The organism is Brevundimonas sp. (genome assembly GCF_035627475.1).
GTDB lineage: Bacteria > Pseudomonadota > Alphaproteobacteria > Caulobacterales > Caulobacteraceae > Brevundimonas.
In genome coordinates, this window is record NZ_DASPLR010000040.1 from 46,779 (window position 1) to 62,955 (window position 16,177).

Consider the following 16,177-nt stretch of genomic DNA (forward strand, 5'->3'; position numbering starts at 1 on the left):
AACGCCGTCGCCTCCGCCCGTCCACGCCTCAGCGGCTGGGCGATCTGGAACATGTGCGTCGGCTTCTTCGGCATCCAGATCGGCTTCGGGCTGCAGAACGCCAACACCAGCCGCATCTTCCAGACCCTCGGTGCCGAGGTCGACAGCCTCGCCATCCTGTGGATCGCGGCGCCCCTGACCGGCCTGCTGGTCCAGCCCATCGTCGGCCACTTCAGCGATCGGACATGGGGACCGCTGGGGCGCCGCCGGCCGTATTTCCTCGTCGGCGCCATCCTGACCACCCTCGCCCTGCTGGTCATGCCGCACAGTCCGTATCTGTGGATGGCGGCGTCGATGCTCTGGATCATGGACGCCTCGATCAACATCACCATGGAGCCGTTCCGCGCCTTCGTCGGCGACAACCTGCCCGAGGAGCAGCGCACCACCGGCTATGCGATGCAGAGCTTCTTCATCGGCGCCGGGGCGGTGTTCGCCTCGTGCCTGCCATGGATCCTGACCGAGTGGTTCGATGTCGCCGCCACCGCGGCCGAGGGGGTGGTGCCGATGGCGGTGCGCATCTCCTTCTACGTCGGCGCCGCCGCCCTGCTGGCCGCCGTCCTCTGGACCGTCTTCACCACCCGCGAATACAGTCCCGAACAGATCGAGGCGTTCGAGGCCGCGCGCGACGTGGGCCACGCCCCCGCCCCCGCCCGTTCGCAGCGGGCCTGGTACACGGGCGGGCTGATCTGGGCTCTGGCGGGCGTGCTCGGCGTAAGCGCGGTCAACCTGCTCGGCCTGCAGAAGGAGCTCTATGTCCTCGCCGGCTTCATCGTCGCCTTCGGCCTGATGCAGATGGCCGCCGGCGCCCTGGCGGCGGCCGGACGCTCCAACACCCTGACCGAGATACTGGGCGACATCTTCGCCATGCCGAAGACGATGCAGGGTCTGGCCGTGGTCCAGTTCTTCAGCTGGTTCGCCCTCTTCGCCATGTGGATCTACCTGACCCCGGCGGTGACGGCCGTGCATTACGCTTCGCCGGACCCCACCTCCGCCGGCTATGGCGAGGGCGCCAACTGGGTCGGGGTGCTGATGGGCGTCTACAACGGCGTCGCCGCCCTCGCCGCCTTCCTGATTCCGGTGCTGGCGCGGAGGACCGGTCTGCGAGGGGCCCATGCCGTCAACCTGACGCTCGGCGCGGCGGGCTTCCTCGGCGTCTTCCTGATCCGCGATCCGGCCCTGCTATGGCTGCCGATGATCGGCGTCGGCTTCGCCTGGGCCAGCATCGTGTCGATGCCCTACGCCATCCTCGCCAACGCCGTGCCGGGCCGGAAAATGGGCGTCTACATGGGCATCTTCAACATCTTCATCGTCGTGCCCCAGCTGGTCGCCGCCACCATCCTCGGGGCCATCCTCAAGGGCGTGTTCGGCGGCGACGCGATCTGGGCGCTGGTGCTCGGCGCCGTCAGCTTCCTGATCGCCGCCGGCGCCAGCCTGCTGGTGCCGAAGGAGGGGACGTGATGTCTCCTCCCCACGCCAGTGGGGAGGGGGACCGCGAAGCGGTGGAGGGGTTCCACCGCCGCGCGGTGCTGGCCGGGTTCGCCGCCCTGCCGCTGGCCTCCGCGGCCCGCGCCCAAGCCCCGACCCACGGCCGTCTCGTCGAGCATCCGGCCATGCCCTCGGCGCACGTCCAGCCGCGCGACGTCACCGTCTGGCTGCCGCCCGGCTACGACGAAAACCCGACGCACCGCTGGCCTGTCCTCTACATGCACGACGGCCAGAACCTGTTCGACGGATCACGCGCCGCCTATGGCTCGGAGTGGGGCGTCGACGAACACATCGCCCGCCTTTCCGCCAGCGGCCAGATCCGCACCCCCATCGTCGTCGGCGTCCACAACACCCCGCTGCGCCTGCGCGAATACGTGCCCGCCGACCTGATCCGCGCCCTTCCCGACGACATGCGCGCCGACGTCCAGTCCATCTACGGCGGCGAACCCCTGTCCGGCGGCTACCTCCGCTTCCTCGTCGAGGAGCTGAAACCCTTCATCGACCGCACCTACCGCACCCGCCCGGGCCGCGACGACACGGCCATCATGGGCAGCAGCATGGGCGGCCTGATCTCGCTCTACGCCCTGATGCGGTATCCGCTCGTCTTCGGCGCGGCGGGCTGCGTCTCCACTCATTGGCCCCTGAAGATCGAGGGACTCGATGATCCGGCCCTGCTGGTCCCATGGCGCGAGAGGCTGGTCGCGGCCTGGGCGGGCGTCATCCGCGAGGGCCTGCCGCGGGCCGGCGGCCACCGTCTCTATTTCGACCGCGGCGACGAGACGCTCGACGCCTTCTACGCCGAGTTCCAGACCCGCATCGACGAGACGATCCGCGCCGCCGGCTGGGGCCCCGACCGCTTCCGCTCGCTGGTCTTCCCCGGGGCCGACCACAACGAGAAGAGCTGGAACGCCCGCCTGGACGTGCCTCTCACCTTCCTCCTCCGCCCTTCAGTCTGACGAGAGTCTCCGATGCGCATCCTCCCCCGCCTGCTGATCGGCGCGGCCCTCGCCGCCCTCGCCCTGCCTGCCGCGGCCCAGGTCGCCCCCGGCGCCCCCGGCGACAAACCGACCTGGGTCAACGCCGCCAAGACCGGCGCGGGCGCGTCCTATGAAGCCTATGTCGATGGCCAGTACCGCGACGGCGGCCAGACCGGCGACGTCTCCCGTGTCTGGTTCTCGATCGCCGACGGCGTCCTGACCGAGACCATGTACGGCCTGATCCACGAGGCCCAGATCAAGCAGCTGCGCTTCGCCGTCGTCACCGATGGCGGCCTGTCGGTCGAAGGGGCCGACACTACCAGCCGCACCGAATACCTGCATGTCGACGCCGCCGGCCGCCCGCTGTCGCCCGCATACCGGGTGATCACGACCGACAAGGCCGGTCGTTACGAGATCGAGAAGCGAATCTACGTCAGTCCCGACGATCAGGCGCTTGTGGTGCGCGCCACCATCCGGGCCTTGCGCGGCGACGTCACGCCCTACCTGCTGCTCGAACCGCACATGGCCAACACAGGCGTTGGCGACCGGGGCTGGCATTCGACCGCGCCTCTGACCCAACCGACGCCGGACGGTTCAACGAGCTACAGCGTGCTGCACGCGGCGGAAGGCGACGTCCATCTCGCCCTCTGGGCCAGCGCCGCCTTCGAGGCCCAGAGCGTCGGCTTCGTCGGCGTCTCCGATGGCCTGACCGACCTCGCCGATGGCCGTCTGGACCACGTCTATGACTCCACCGGCCCCGAGGGCGGCAACATCATGCTGACCGGAGCGCTGCCAACGATCCGCGCCGGGCAGGCCCTGTCGCGCGATTTCGTCATCGGCTTCGGGGACAGCGAACCCGGCGCGGTGCGCGAGGCGACCCGGCCCTTCGTGACCGGCCTCGACGAAGTCCTCGCCCGCTTCAACGGCGAGGGCGACCGGATTGGCTGGGAGGACTACATCGCCTCCCTCGACCAGCTCCCCCGCCTCGCCGAACAGTCCACTGACGGCGGCAAGCTGGCCTACGCCTCCGCCCTGATGCTCAAGGTGCAGGAGGACCGCACCCACGCCGGCGCCCTGATCGCCTCCCTGTCGAACCCGTGGGGCGACACCGTCGACGCGACCAATCCCTCGACCGGCTACAAGGCCGTCTGGCCGCGCGACTTCTACCAGGTGGCCATGGCCCTGCTGGCCCTCGGCGACGAGGAGACCCCCTTGGCCGCCTTCCGCTACCTGCCGCAGGTCCAGGTCGACGCCGACACCCCGGGCAATACCGGGGCCACCGGCTGGTTCCTGCAGAAGACCCACGTCGACGGCGAGATCGAATGGGTCGGAGTCCAGCTCGACCAGACCGCCATGCCTATCATGCTGGGCTGGAAGCTGTGGAAGGCCGGACTCGTCCCCGACGCCGAGATGAGCCGCATGTACGGCGAGATGATCAAGCCGGCCGCCGACTTCCTCGTCGACGGCGGGACCATCGGCCTGCTCTGGAACGATCGCCGGATCACCCCGCCCTGGACCCAGCAGGAGCGCTGGGAGGAGCAGGAGGGCTATTCCCCCTCGACCACCGCCGCCGTCATCACCGGCCTGACCGTCGCCGCCGACATCGCCCGCACCTCGGGCGACGCGCCCTCCGCCGCCCGCTACCAGGCCGCCGCCGACGACTACGCCTCCAGGGTCGAGACGCGGATGTTCACGACCAGCGGCGAATGGGGCGACGGCGACTATTTCATCCGCATCACCCGCAACGAGAACCCCAACGACAAGGCCCCGATCGGCGAGAACAACGGCCAGCCCGCCCATGCGGAAGACAGGATCGTCGACGGCGGCTTCCTCGAACTGGTCCGCTACGGCGTCCGCGCCCCCGACGCCCCCTCCATCCTCGCCAGCCTGCCCGAATACGACGACCAGACCCGCGAGGACCGGTTCCGGGTCCGCTACGACATCGACGGCGTCCCCGCCTTCCGCCGCTACGGCAACGACGGCTACGGCGAACAGACCGACACGGGCGGCAACTACGGCGTCGGCGGCGAGATGCACCCCGGGCAACGCGGGCGGCTGTGGCCCTTCTTCACCGGCGAGCGCGGCCACTACGAACTGGCCGCCGCCCTGCAGCACCCCTCCGCCGACGCCGGCTGGACGCAGGCCCAGCTGAACGGCATCCGCCAGACGTATGTCCGCGGCATGGAGTCCTTCGCCAACGGCGGCCTGCTGCTGCCGGAACAGGCCTGGGACGGCGTCGGCCACCCGACCGCCCACGACTACCGGCCCGGCGAGGGCACCAACTCCGCCACCCCCCTGGCCTGGACCCACGCCGAATACATCAAGCTGCTCCGCTCCCTCGCCGACCGCGCCATCTGGGACCGCTACGCCCCCGTCGAGGCGCGGTACGCGCGCTGACGCTGGCGGTTCGGCGTCACCGGCGGTAACGAGGACGGATGACCCACGGCCCCGTCCTCGTCACCGGCTCGGCCGGCTTCATCGGCTTCCACACCGCGCAACGCCTGCTGGCGCGCGGCGAGACGGTGATCGGCGTCGACAACCTGAACAGCTACTACGACCCGGCCCTCAAACAGGCCCGGCTGGAGCGGCTGCAGGCCGAACCGAACTACGTCCACCACACCCTCGACCTCGCCGACCGCCCCGGCATGGCCGCCCTGTTCGCCCAGCACGCGCCGCGCCGCATCGTCCACCTCGGGGCCCAGGCCGGCGTGCGCTACAGCCTCGAACACCCCGAGAGCTACATCGACTCCAACGTCGTGGGCTTCCTGACCATCCTCGAGGGCGCCCGGGCGGTGCAGGCCGAACATCTGGTCTTCGCCTCGACCAGCTCGGCCTTCGGGGCCAACGGCGCCCTGCCCTTCTCGGTCAAACAGGGCGTCGCCCATCCGCTGACCGTCTACGCCGCCACCAAGATCGCCAACGAGGCGATGGCGCACTCCTATTCCCACCTGTTCGGCTTCCCCTCGACCGGCCTGCGCTTCTTCACCGTCTACGGACCGTGGGGCCGCCCGGACATGGCGCTGTTCAAGTTCACGAAAGCCATCCTCGAGGGCCGCCCGATCGACGTCTACGGACACGGCGAGATGGAGCGCGACTTCACCTACATCGACGACATCGTCGGCGGCGTTCTCGCCGCCCTCGACACGCCCGCAAGGGTCGACCCGGCCTGGGACGCACGGCATCCCGATCCGTCGACCTCCGGCGTCGCCCCCTGGCGCATCCTCAACCTCGGGGCGGGCCGCCGCGAGCCGCTGATGCGCTACATCCGGGTGCTGGAGGAGGCGCTGGGCCGCAAGGCCGAGCTCAACCTGATGCCGGTCCAGGACGGCGACGTGGCCCGCACCGAGGCCGACATCACCGAGACCCAGGCCGCCCTGGGCTACAGCCAGTCGACCCCGATCGACGTCGGCGTGCGCCGCTTCGTCGACTGGTACCGCGACTTCTACCGGGTCTGAGCCACGAAAAAGGGCGGCGCCGTCGCCGGCCCCGCCCCTCTTCGTCCCGGACCGGACGGCCTACTCGACCGGGCGGCCGTGGATGTCGACGACCTGTACGTCGCCGTAGCCCAGCGCCCGGATCTTCGGCTCGATCGTCGCCCGGTCGCCGACCACGACCCAGGTGGTCGGCCCCTCGCCCACGATCGCCCGGGCGGCCTCCGTCGCCCGCGCCGCGTCCATGGCCGAAACCCGCTCGGCGTAGGTGTCGTAATAGTTTTCCGGCACGCCCCAGACGACCATGTTCTGAAGCTCGCCGGCGATCGAGGCGTTGGTTTCCCAGTTGCCGGCCATGCCCTGGACCATGTTGGCGCGAGCCGCCTGGATCTCGACGTCGGTCAGCGGACGCGACCCGACCACCTCGGTCAGCTCACGCCGCAGCTCGGCCAGGCTCTCGGCCGTCTTGTCCGACTGGACGCCGGCGCTGACGGAATAGATCCGCTCGCCCCGGCCGTACGGCACGCCGCCGCCGGCCCCGTAGGACCAGCCCTTGTCCTCGCGCAGGTTCATGTTGATCCGGCTGGTGAAGGCGCCGCCCAGCGCGGTGTTCATCGTGTCGATCGCCGCCTCCGTGGTCGGATCGAAGGCAGGCACGGCCCGGCCGGCCAGGATGGTCGACTGCGGTCCGGCGCGGTCAACGATCAGGATGCGCGGCCGGGCGGTCGGCTCCTGGGCGTCGGCGGGTCCCGGCTTGGCCGGCATCGGATCCGCCGGCGCCCGCCATTCGGCGAAGGCCCGCTCCAGCTTCGGCGTCAGCTCGGCCAGGGTCGTGTCGCCGACCACCACCAGGGTGGCGTTGTCGGGCCGGAACCAGGCGTCGTGCCAGGCCTCGGCGTCGGCCGGCGTCAGCGAGCCGACCGTCTCCGCCGTCCCCGAAGTCGGGCGGCCGTAAGGGTTGGCCGGGCCGTACATCTCGCGGTTCAGCACGCGCCGGGCGATGGCGCCCGGATTGCGGTCGGCCTGCTGGATGCCCGCCAGCTGCTGGGTGCGCGCGCGTTCGAAATCCTCGGCCCGGAAGGCGGGGTTGAGGATCACGTCGGCGTAGAGATCGAGGGACGGATCCAGACGCGAGGTCAGGGCGGTCATCGAGACATTGGTCGAGTTCGAACCCGAACCCGCGCCCAGGGTGGCGCCGAGCAGTTGCAGCCGGTCGCTGATCTCGAGCGCGTCCAGGTCGTCTGTGCCGTTGGTCATCACCTGCGGCGTCAGCTGGGCGAGCCCCGCCTTGGCGTCCGGATCGACCACCGCCCCGGCGTCGAGAATCAGGTTCATGCTCACCGTCGGCACGCTCTCGCGCCGCACGAACATGATCTTCAGCCCGTTCGACAGCTGCGCCCGCTCGATGGTCGGGAAGACCGCCTGCGGGGCCTGGCCGGGCGTCGGCACACCCGCGCTGCGGTCGACGCCGGTGGCCTGGGCCGCATAATCGGGGAAGGGCAGGACCTCGAGGGAATAGCTGCCGTCGGTCAGCCAGTCGCGGCCGACCTTGGTCAGGTCCGCCGGACGCGCCGCGACGATGCGCTGGTAGGATTCACGCCAGGCGCCGGGATCGCCGTGGAAGACCTGGCTTTCGGCGAGGATGTCGGACTTGCCGCCGAACCCGCCGATCCGCTCCGTGCCCCGGATGAAGCCGGCGCCGACGCTGGTGCGCGCCCGCTCCAGTTCGCCCGCCGTCGGCCCGTCGCGCAGCAGGCGCGCCATCTCCTCGTCGACGATCTCCTCGATCCGCTCCAGATCCTGGCCCGGCTTGGCGGTGACCATGACCAGGAACTGGCTGCCGATCTCGCTCTCGGAGTTGAACGCCGCCACCTGGGTGGCGATCTGGTCGTCGAACACCAGCCGTTTGTAGAGGCGCGAATTGCGCCCCGAGCTCAGAACCTGGGCCAGCATGCCGAGGTAGTCGGAGTCGGCCGAGCCGGCCGGCGGAGTGTTCCACACCTTGTAAAGCCGGGGCTGTCCGACCCGGTCGTACATGACCTCGCGCTGCTCGCCGGTCATGCGGGCGATCATCTGCACCGGCTGGGTCACCGGAGGTCCGGGCGGAATATCGCCGAAATAGCGCTCGACCTTCTCGCGCGCCTGTTCGGGCGTGATGTCGCCGGCCAGCACGATGGTGGCGTTGGCCGGGCCGTAATAGTCGCGGAACCACTGCTGCACGGTCGGCAGGTCGGCGGCGTTCAGGTCGTCCATCGAGCCGATCACCGTATGCCCGTACGGGTGATCGTCGGGATAGGTCGCGGCCGTGATCGCGTTCCACACCCGGCCATAGGGCTGGTTCTCGCCCTGCCGCTTCTCGTTCTGGACGACGCCGCGCTGCTCGTCGAGGCGGGCCTGGTCGATCGCGCCGAGCAGGTGGCCCATGCGGTCGCTCTCCAGCCACAGGATCGAATCCAGGGCCGAGGTTGGGACGTTCTGGAAATAGTTGGTGCGGTCGGTGTTGGTGGTGCCGTTCTGGTCGGTGGCGCCCAGAAGCTCGGTGCCCTTGAAGAAGTCGGTGTTGTAGTTCTCCGACCCGTTGAACATCAGGTGCTCGAACAGGTGGGCGAAGCCCGAACGGCCCTGCGGCTCGTTCTTGGAGCCGACGTGGTACCAGATGTTCACCGCCACGATCGGCGCCTTGTGGTCCTCGTGGACGATGACGGTCAGGCCGTTGTTCAGCGTGAATTTGGTGAAGGGGATGTCCACGTCCGGCAGCGGGGCCAGCTGTTCGCGCGACTGCGCGGCGGCGGCGGCGGGCGCCGCGGCGATATCGGCCGCGGGGACCTGGGCATAGGCGGCGGTGGCCAGAAGGACGGCCGAGGCCACTCCTCCGAGCAAGGCGAAACGGGCTGTGCGCATGGAATAACCCCCTGAGGACATGGCGCGCTCCCGCGCCGGCCGACAGTGGTACGCACTCAACCCCCGCTGGCAAGGCGGCGAATCATTGCTGTTCTGTAATCCTCGAACCGTAGCGTCTCGCGCATGCAAAAATCTTCAGGGGAAATCGTGCGGCTGGAGTGCGGCGAGGGCCTGATGACGCAGCGTCACAGCAAGTTATTGCGCCGCACACGAAATGAATTGCCTGCTGCGCTGCGATAGGGTCCTCTCTGTATCCGCGGCATCGAACGCGGGTTCGGGCCGAGCCTTCTGATCCCGGAACCCGGACGCCGCCCATGACCCGACTGCCCGCCGCCCTTCTGTCCCACCAGGCTCCGCTCGAACTGAACGAGGCCTCGACGGCCTGGATCCTGGCCTCGACGGCGCTGGTCCTGCTGATGACCCTGCCCGGGCTGGCCCTGTTCTACGGCGGCATGGTCCGGCGCAAGAACGTCATCGCCACCATCGCCCACGCCACGGCCGCCTTCGCCATCGTCACCGTGCTCTGGTTCGCGGTCGGCTACAGCCTGTCCTTCGGCGACGGCGGCGCCGCCAGCGGCTTCATCGGCGGGCTGGAGGCGGCCTTCCTCAACGGCGTCACCCCCTCGACCGCCCATGCACTGGCGCCCGGCCTGCCCGAGTTCCTGTGGATCGCCTACCAGCTGACCTTCGCCGTCATCACGCCCGCCCTGATCGCCGGCGCCTTCGCCGAGCGGATCAAATTCCCGGCCTCGATCCTGTTCTTCGTCCTGTGGCACCTGCTGGTCTATGTGCCGATCTGCCATCAGGTCTGGGGCGGCGGCTGGCTGGGGTCGCTCGGGGTGCTCGACTTCGCCGGCGGGGCCGTCGTGCACGTCAGCGCGGGCGTCGCGGGCCTGGTAGCGGCGCTGGTGCTCGGGCCCCGCCACGGCTTCGGCCGCGACAACATGGCGCCGCACAACCTCGCCCTCACCGCCATCGGCGCCGGCCTGCTGCTGGTCGGCTGGCTCGGCTTCAACGCCGGGTCGGCCTGGGCCGCCGACGGGATCGCCGCCGTCGCCGCCTTCAACACCCTGCTCGCCGCCGCGGCGGCGGCGATCGGCTGGACCGCCGTCGAGTGGATCGATCACAGGCGGCCGACCCTGCTCGGCCTGCTGTCCGGCCTCGTCGCCGGCTTGGTGGGCGTCACTCCCGCCGCCGGCCTGGTCGATCCGAAGGGCGCCTTCGTCATCGGCCTGCTGTCAGGCCCGGCCTGCTACGCCGGCGCGGTCTGGCTCAAGCGCGCCCTGAAATACGACGACAGCCTCGACGCCTTCGGACTGCACGGCGTCGGGGGAATCGTCGGCGCCCTGCTGACCGGCGTCTTCGCCACCGCCGCCATCAACCCGGCCGGCGCGAACGCCAGCCTCCTCAACCAGGCCATCGGCCTCGTCGCCGTCATCGCCTGGAGCGGCGCGGGGACCTTCCTGTGCCTGATGGCCTGCCGGTTCACCACCGGCCTGCGCGTCGCGAAGGAAGAAGAGATCGAGGGGCTGGACTACACCCAGCACGGCGAGACCATCCACCAATAGAAAACGGGCGCCCGCACCGGCGGGCGCCCGTCCTGTACTCGACCGCGGGCGATCAGCGGGCGGTGTTGTTCGTCTGGGTAGTGTCCGAGTCGGGCTGTCCCGGCATGGTCGCCTGGGTCGTGGGCTGACCGGCCGCGCCGGTGGCCGGAACCTGCTGGCCCATGTCGTCGACCGGACCGCCGGCCTCCGTCCCCGCGCCTTCGGGCGTCCCGGCGGCGTCCTCGGCCGGAGCCGCGCCCGGCTGGCGGGCCGGATCGGGCGCTGGCACGGCCACGCCGCCCGAACCCTGCGAACGCAGCCAGGCGATCAGATTGATGCGCGTCTGGGTGTCGCGGATGCCGGCGAAGGACATCTTGGTGCCCGGGACATGGCGCCCCGGCGCGGTCAGGAACTGGTCCAGCTCGTCATAGGTCCAGGTCGGCGCCTCGGCCTTGTGGGCGACCATGGCTTCGGAATAGGCGAAGCCCGCGTGGCTGGCGACGGGGCGGCCCAGCACGCCGTACAGATTGGGTCCGGTGCCGTTGGGCCCGCCGGCGGTGGCGGTATGGCAGGCCTGGCAGCGGGCGAAGGCGGCCTCGCCGGCGCCCAGGTCGGCGGTCGGCAGCACCGTGCCCCAATCCGGCGGCAGCTCGGCTTCAGCGGCTCCGCCAGCGGCCTCTTCCGGCGCATCGACGAAATAGCCCATCTTTTCAGGGGCCTCGGTGTGGTAGATCGCGCCCGTCACCTGCTGAACGCTGATGATGACGAAGGCGGTCGCCAGCACGGCGCCCAAAATCTTGTTCCCGTTCAGATCGCCGCTCATCCGCGTCGTCGCATCCCGTTCTGTGGCCCGGCCGCGGGGGCGGTCGGGCGAATTCTTGCGTGCGCGTCTCTTACACGCTAGCGCGGCCTTCGCAACCGGCCCCGGGCGTCTCCGTTGGCGTCCGGGCGTCGCAGGCAGGAAGGCAACGATGAACCCCCTCGTTCTGATCCCGGCGCGAATGGCCGCGACCCGCCTTCCCGGCAAGCCGCTGGCGGACATCGGCGGCCAGCCGATGATCGTGCGCGCCTGGCGCCGCGCGACCGAATCCGGCCTCCCGGTCGCCGTGGCTGCGGGCGACCCCGAGATCGTCGCCGCCATCGAGGCGGCCGGCGGCGTCGCCGTCCTGACCGATCCCGACCTGCCCTCCGGCTCGGACCGCATCCGCGCCGCCCTCGACGCGATCGATCCGGATGGCGCCCACGACGCCGTCATCAATCTGCAAGGCGACATGCCTTTCGCCGATCCGGGCCTGGCCACAGCCTGCGCCGCCCTGCTTCACGGCGAGCCGGCCTGTGACATCGCCACACTGGTCGCGCCCGAGGCGGACCCGTCGGACCGGACCAATCCCGATGTGGTCAAGGCCATCCTCGCCCTTCCCGAGGGGGAGCGGCACGGCCGCGCCCTCTATTTCACCCGCTCCACCCTCTACGGCGACGGCCCCGTCTGGCGCCATGTGGGCCTCTACGGCTACCGCCGCGCGGCCCTCGAACGCTTCTGCGCCGCCCCGCCCTCGCCGCTCGAGCGCCGCGAGAAGCTGGAGCAGCTCCGCGCCCTCGAAATGGGCCTGCAGATCTGGGCCGCCGTCATCGACGAGGCGCCCCTCTCGGTCGACAGCCCCGCGGACCTGGAAGCGGCGCGACGGTTCGCTGATTAGCGCCCTTCTCCCCTTGCGGGAGAGGGCGTCAGACCTCGAACCCGTCCACCCACGCCTGCAGCAGCGTCCGCGCGATGGCGATCCGCGGCGGCGCCTTGATGGCCGGGTGCGTCCCCGCCAGACAGGCCCGCGCCTCGTCCCGGGTCAGCCAGGCCACCGCCTCCAGCTCGGTCTGGTCCGGCGCGGCGTCTTCCGAATCGACCTCGCAGACGAGGCCGATCATCAGCTGCGACGGGAACGGCCACGGCTGGCTGGAGTGGTAGCGCACCGCCGTCACCGTCAGCCCCGCCTCCTCCGCCACCTCGCGGGCGCAGGCCTCCTCGATCGTCTCGCCCGGCTCGAGGAACCCCGCCAGCGCCGACATCCGCCCCTCGGGCCAGCTCGCCTGCCGCCCCAGCAGGCAGCGCGGCTCGTCCCCGCCGCGATACACCGCCAGCATGATGGTGACCGGGTCCACCCGCGGAAAATGCTCGGTCGAACAGGCGGGGCAGACCCGTTTCCAGCCGCCGCAGCCATCGACCGTCTGCACCCCGCAGGCGGCGCAGAATCCGTGCCGCCGCCGCCAGTCAAACAGCGACTTGGCCGTCCCCGCCATGGCCGCGTCCGGTCCCGGCAGCAGCGCCGCCGCCTCGCGCATCTCGTGGAATACGCCCACGCCCCGCAGCGGCCCCGCCGTCGGATCGACCGACCCCTCGACCTCCACCGCGAACACCGGCGCGCCCTTCCACAGGCCGAGGAACAGCTCCCGGTCCGGGACCACCGCCCGCGCCTGCGCCATCGGCAGCCAGGCCAGCCGCGGCTCGTCGCCGGCCTCCAGCAGCGGCCGCCCCTCCCACAGCACCAGCGCCAGCGCCTCCGGGTTCGCCCCCTGCTCCGCCAGCCACTCCGGGTCGTTCCTCAGGTCTCCCGCCCGATCGAGCGGATTGCCGGCGAAGGTGTTCAGGGCGGGGAGAGGCATGGCCTCCCTTTACCCTCTCCCACAGGGAGAGGGAGGGGCCCGCGCAACGAAAGTTGCGTGGGAGGGAGTGGGGTTTCGGTGGTCGGATGGCCGGCTGGAGTCTTGATTCCCACAGCGCGACCCTTCATATCCCCTCCCGGAGATCGCGGGCGAAGGCTTCGCCAACCTGGTCAGGGCCGGAAGGCAGCAGCCACAACGAATTCCCCTTCGGGTCGCGGTCTCCACCTTCCCTTCTTTAGTGCGCTATCGCTCGGCTCGCGGAGCCTCGCTGCTTGAGCGCGCGCGCCCGTGTCTCCTCCCCACTCAGTGGGGAGGGGGACCGCGAAGCGGTGGAGGGGCGAAACGACCGCGCAGGGGCCGGCGACCGGCCCGCCCACAACTCCCTTCCCACATCCCCTTCGCCCCCGGCCCCCGCCGCGCTATGACCATCGCATGAGCGACGTCGGACCGAATCTCGAAGGGCCTCCGTGGGAGGAGGACGCGCCCGAAGCCGAGGAGCGCGATCCCAACACCGACGACATGTTCGGCGCGCCCGAGCCCGCCGGCATGCGCGAGGCCGAGGCCGCCGCCGCGCCCGAGCCCGAGCCCGCTCCCAAGGCCGCGGCGAAGAAGGCGCCGCCCGCGCCCGCCGACGACGGTCCCGCCGCCCATGCGGACGACGGCGAGGCCTACACCGTCCTCGCCCGCAAATACCGGCCGCGCACCTTCGGGGACCTGATCGGCCAGGAGGCCATGGTCCGCACCCTGACCAACGCCTTCGCCACCGGCCGCATCGCCCACGCCTTCATGCTCACCGGCGTCCGGGGGGTCGGCAAGACCACCACCGCCCGCCTGCTGGCCCGCGCCCTCAACAACGAGACCGAGGTCATCGATCGTCCGTCGCTGGAGCTGACCGCCCACGGCCGGCACGACGCCGCCATCATGGCCGGCCAGCACATGGACGTGGTCGAGATGGACGCCGCCTCCCACACCGGCATCGACGGCATCCGCGACATCATCGAGAGCGTCCGCTACGCCCCGGTCGAGGCGCGCTACAAGGTCTATGTCCTCGACGAAGTCCACATGCTGTCGAACCAGGCCTTCAACGCCCTGCTGAAGACGCTGGAAGAGCCGCCGCCGCACGCCAAATTCATCTTCGCCACCACCGAGATCCGCAAGGTGCCGGTGACCATCCTGTCGCGCTGCCAGCGCTTCGACCTGCGGCGCGTCGAGCCGGAGATCCTCGTCGAACACCTCGCCCGCATCGCCGACCGCGAGGGCATGAAGATCGAACAGGACGCCCTCGCCCTGATCGCCCGCGCCGCCGAGGGCTCGGTCCGCGACGGCCTCTCATTGCTGGATCAGGCCCTCGTCCAGGGCGACAAGACCGAGACGGTGAAGACCGAGGTCGTCCGCGACATGCTCGGCCTCGCCGACCGCAGCCAGACCATCGCCCTGTTCGAATCGATCATGGCCGGCCGCACGCCCGAGGCGCTGGAGCTGTTCCGTACCCTCTACGGCTACGGCGCCGATCCGGTGCAGGTCACCAACGACCTGCTGGAACACTGCCACGCCGCCTCGGTCGCCAAGATGCTGGGGCCCCAGGCGACCCGCCTGCCCAATGACCAGGCCCAGAAGCTGACCGCCCTCGGCGCCGTCATCTCCGCCGGCACCCTGGCCCGCGTCTGGCAGATGCTGCTCAAGGCGCTCGATGAGGTCCGCCGCGCCCCCAATCCCGCCGACGCCGTCGAGATGGCCATCGTCCGCCTCGCCTACGCCGCCGACCTGCCGGGACCGGAAGAGGCGCTGAAGGCCCTGCGCGACGGCGAGCCCCTCGGCGGCGGCGCGGCCCCGCGCGGCCCGTCCGGCGGCAGCGGCGGCGGCGGCGCCTCCGCCCAGCTCGCGGCCCGCCCTGTGCAGGCCCCGGCCCTGCCCGATCCGCAGTCGTTCGAACAGGTCGTCGCCCTGATCGGCGAAAAGCGCGAGGTCGGCCTGCAGATGGACGTCCAGCGCTACGTCCGCCCCGTCGCCTTCAAGCCCGGCGCCATCACCTACGAGAGCATCCAGGGCGCCCCGATCGACCTCGCCCGCCGCCTGTCCTCGCGCCTCAAGGAATGGACCGGCCGCACCTGGCTGATCGCCGCCAACGGCCAGGGCGGCGGCGAGACCATGATCGAGATCGACCGCCGCAAGCGGGCCGAGGAACGCGCCGCCATCGAGGCCGACCCCTTCATCGTCGCCGTCATGGAGGCCTTCCCCGGCGCCAGGATCGGCGAGATCAAGACCCTGGCCCCGGCGGTGGAGCTGCCGGCGATCCCGGACGAGGCGGGGGACGAGGACTGACGGCCGCTCGCGGAGGAGAAAAGCCATGGCGCGCAGAGACTTCGACCCGGCGACGGTCAAGCCCGATGGCCGCGCGGCGACCAAAGGCCGGCTCTTCGACCCCGCAACGGAGGGCCCTTGGCGGGGTTCGGTCCCCGGCCTGACGCTGGGCGGTCAGAACACCGTGCTGGCCTACGGCACGGACACGGTCGGCGCCGGCCCCCGGCTCCACGTCCACCCCTATGACGAGACCTTCATCCTCATCGAGGGCCGCGCCCGCTTCTACGTCGGCGACACCATCCTCGACGCCGAGGCAGGCGAGGTCGTCTTCGGCCCCGCGGGCGTCCCCCACCGCTTCGAGAACCTCGGCCCCGGCCGGCTCCAGACCATCGACATCCACCACTCGCCGGAATGGATCCAGACGGATCTGGAGGGGGACTGACCCTGACCGCCACCAAGGACCGCTTCCGACCCATAGCGGACTTCAGCTCCGGCTGGCAGACTACGCACATGAGCTTGAATCGACACGATCCCGCTGATCGCGCCCCACCTTGGGGAAAGACCGTGCGTATCGAAGATGCCTTTGATCTGCCGGATCACGGAGCGGTCCTCCAGGTGAAGGCGTGGGTTCCGGGCAATGCTTGCCGCGTGCGGCTCAATCCCGGCAAGCGCGGTGCGATTGAAACTACCGCCGTCGTAGACCGCCCAATCGGCGACCACGTCCAGGCTGCACTATTGGTTAGAGGTTTCACGGCTTCTGATTTCAGTATTGGCGACAAGATTGAGTTCGTCTCTGGAGACGTCGGCTAACCACCCATCGCGGCCCTTGGCGAAGTCCGCT

At 70.5% G+C, this 16,177-nt stretch carries 12 protein-coding genes and 1 other RNA gene; 10 read left to right on the forward strand and 3 right to left on the reverse strand.

Features of this window, described 5'->3' with window-relative positions; genetic code table 11:
- Positions 1-51 precede the first annotated feature (51 nt).
- Genes VEA62_RS10620 through VEA62_RS10635 form a run of 4 tightly spaced genes read left to right on the forward strand, consistent with a single transcriptional unit; the run spans position 52 to position 5,956 of the window.
- Positions 52-1,497, forward strand: coding sequence for an MFS transporter (locus VEA62_RS10620; protein ID WP_324821534.1), 1,446 nt, complete (start codon positions 52-54; stop codon positions 1,495-1,497).
- Positions 1,497-2,480, forward strand: coding sequence for an alpha/beta hydrolase (locus tag VEA62_RS10625; RefSeq protein WP_324821424.1), 984 nt, complete (start codon positions 1,497-1,499; stop codon positions 2,478-2,480). The genes VEA62_RS10620 and VEA62_RS10625 overlap by 1 nt, the downstream gene beginning before the upstream one ends.
- Positions 2,481-2,492: 12 nt before the next feature.
- Complete coding sequence (locus VEA62_RS10630) at positions 2,493-4,898, forward strand: glucan 1,4-alpha-glucosidase (RefSeq protein WP_324821427.1); 2,406 nt, start codon at positions 2,493-2,495, stop codon at positions 4,896-4,898.
- A 38-nt stretch (positions 4,899-4,936) separates the two neighbouring features.
- Positions 4,937-5,956: an NAD-dependent epimerase/dehydratase family protein gene (locus tag VEA62_RS10635; protein ID WP_324821429.1), complete on the forward strand. Its 1,020-nt coding sequence runs from the start codon at positions 4,937-4,939 to the stop codon at positions 5,954-5,956.
- Between the two features lie 60 nt (positions 5,957-6,016).
- On the opposite strand, the gene VEA62_RS10640 is transcribed toward VEA62_RS10635, so the two are convergent.
- Complete coding sequence (locus VEA62_RS10640) at positions 6,017-8,833, reverse strand: pitrilysin family protein (protein ID WP_324821431.1); 2,817 nt, start codon at positions 8,831-8,833, stop codon at positions 6,017-6,019.
- Between the two features lie 314 nt (positions 8,834-9,147).
- On the opposite strand from VEA62_RS10640, the gene VEA62_RS10645 reads away from it, so the two are divergent.
- Positions 9,148-10,401, forward strand: coding sequence for an ammonium transporter (locus VEA62_RS10645; protein ID WP_324821433.1), 1,254 nt, complete (start codon positions 9,148-9,150; stop codon positions 10,399-10,401).
- Positions 10,402-10,453: 52 nt separating this feature from the next.
- On the opposite strand, the gene VEA62_RS10650 is transcribed toward VEA62_RS10645, so the two are convergent.
- On the reverse strand, positions 10,454-11,203 hold the full coding sequence (locus VEA62_RS10650) for a cytochrome c family protein (protein WP_324821435.1): 750 nt from the start codon (positions 11,201-11,203) through the stop codon (positions 10,454-10,456).
- A 148-nt stretch (positions 11,204-11,351) separates the two neighbouring features.
- On the opposite strand from VEA62_RS10650, the gene VEA62_RS10655 reads away from it, so the two are divergent.
- On the forward strand, positions 11,352-12,077 hold the full coding sequence (locus tag VEA62_RS10655) for a 3-deoxy-manno-octulosonate cytidylyltransferase (protein WP_324821437.1): 726 nt from the start codon (positions 11,352-11,354) through the stop codon (positions 12,075-12,077).
- A gap of 28 nt (positions 12,078-12,105) precedes the next feature.
- On the opposite strand, the gene nudC is transcribed toward VEA62_RS10655, so the two are convergent.
- Positions 12,106-13,035 carry an NAD(+) diphosphatase gene (gene nudC / locus VEA62_RS10660; protein WP_324821439.1) on the reverse strand — a complete coding sequence of 310 codons (930 nt, stop codon included), beginning with the start codon at positions 13,033-13,035 and terminating at the stop codon, positions 12,106-12,108.
- A 135-nt stretch (positions 13,036-13,170) separates the two neighbouring features.
- Between nudC and ffs the strand changes: the two genes are divergently transcribed.
- The 4 genes from ffs to VEA62_RS10680 all read left to right on the forward strand — a co-directional run bounded on the left by ffs (position 13,171) and on the right by VEA62_RS10680 (position 16,146).
- Positions 13,171-13,264: signal recognition particle sRNA small type (gene ffs, locus VEA62_RS10665), an RNA gene on the forward strand.
- A gap of 203 nt (positions 13,265-13,467) precedes the next feature.
- Positions 13,468-15,357: a DNA polymerase III subunit gamma/tau gene (locus VEA62_RS10670; protein ID WP_324821441.1), complete on the forward strand. Its 1,890-nt coding sequence runs from the start codon at positions 13,468-13,470 to the stop codon at positions 15,355-15,357.
- Between the two features lie 25 nt (positions 15,358-15,382).
- Entirely contained in the window at positions 15,383-15,778 is a 396-nt protein-coding gene (locus tag VEA62_RS10675; RefSeq protein WP_324821443.1) for a cupin domain-containing protein, read from the forward strand.
- Between the two features lie 122 nt (positions 15,779-15,900).
- Complete coding sequence (locus VEA62_RS10680) at positions 15,901-16,146, forward strand: hypothetical protein (RefSeq protein WP_324821445.1); 246 nt, start codon at positions 15,901-15,903, stop codon at positions 16,144-16,146.
- Positions 16,147-16,177: the final 31 nt, after the last annotated feature.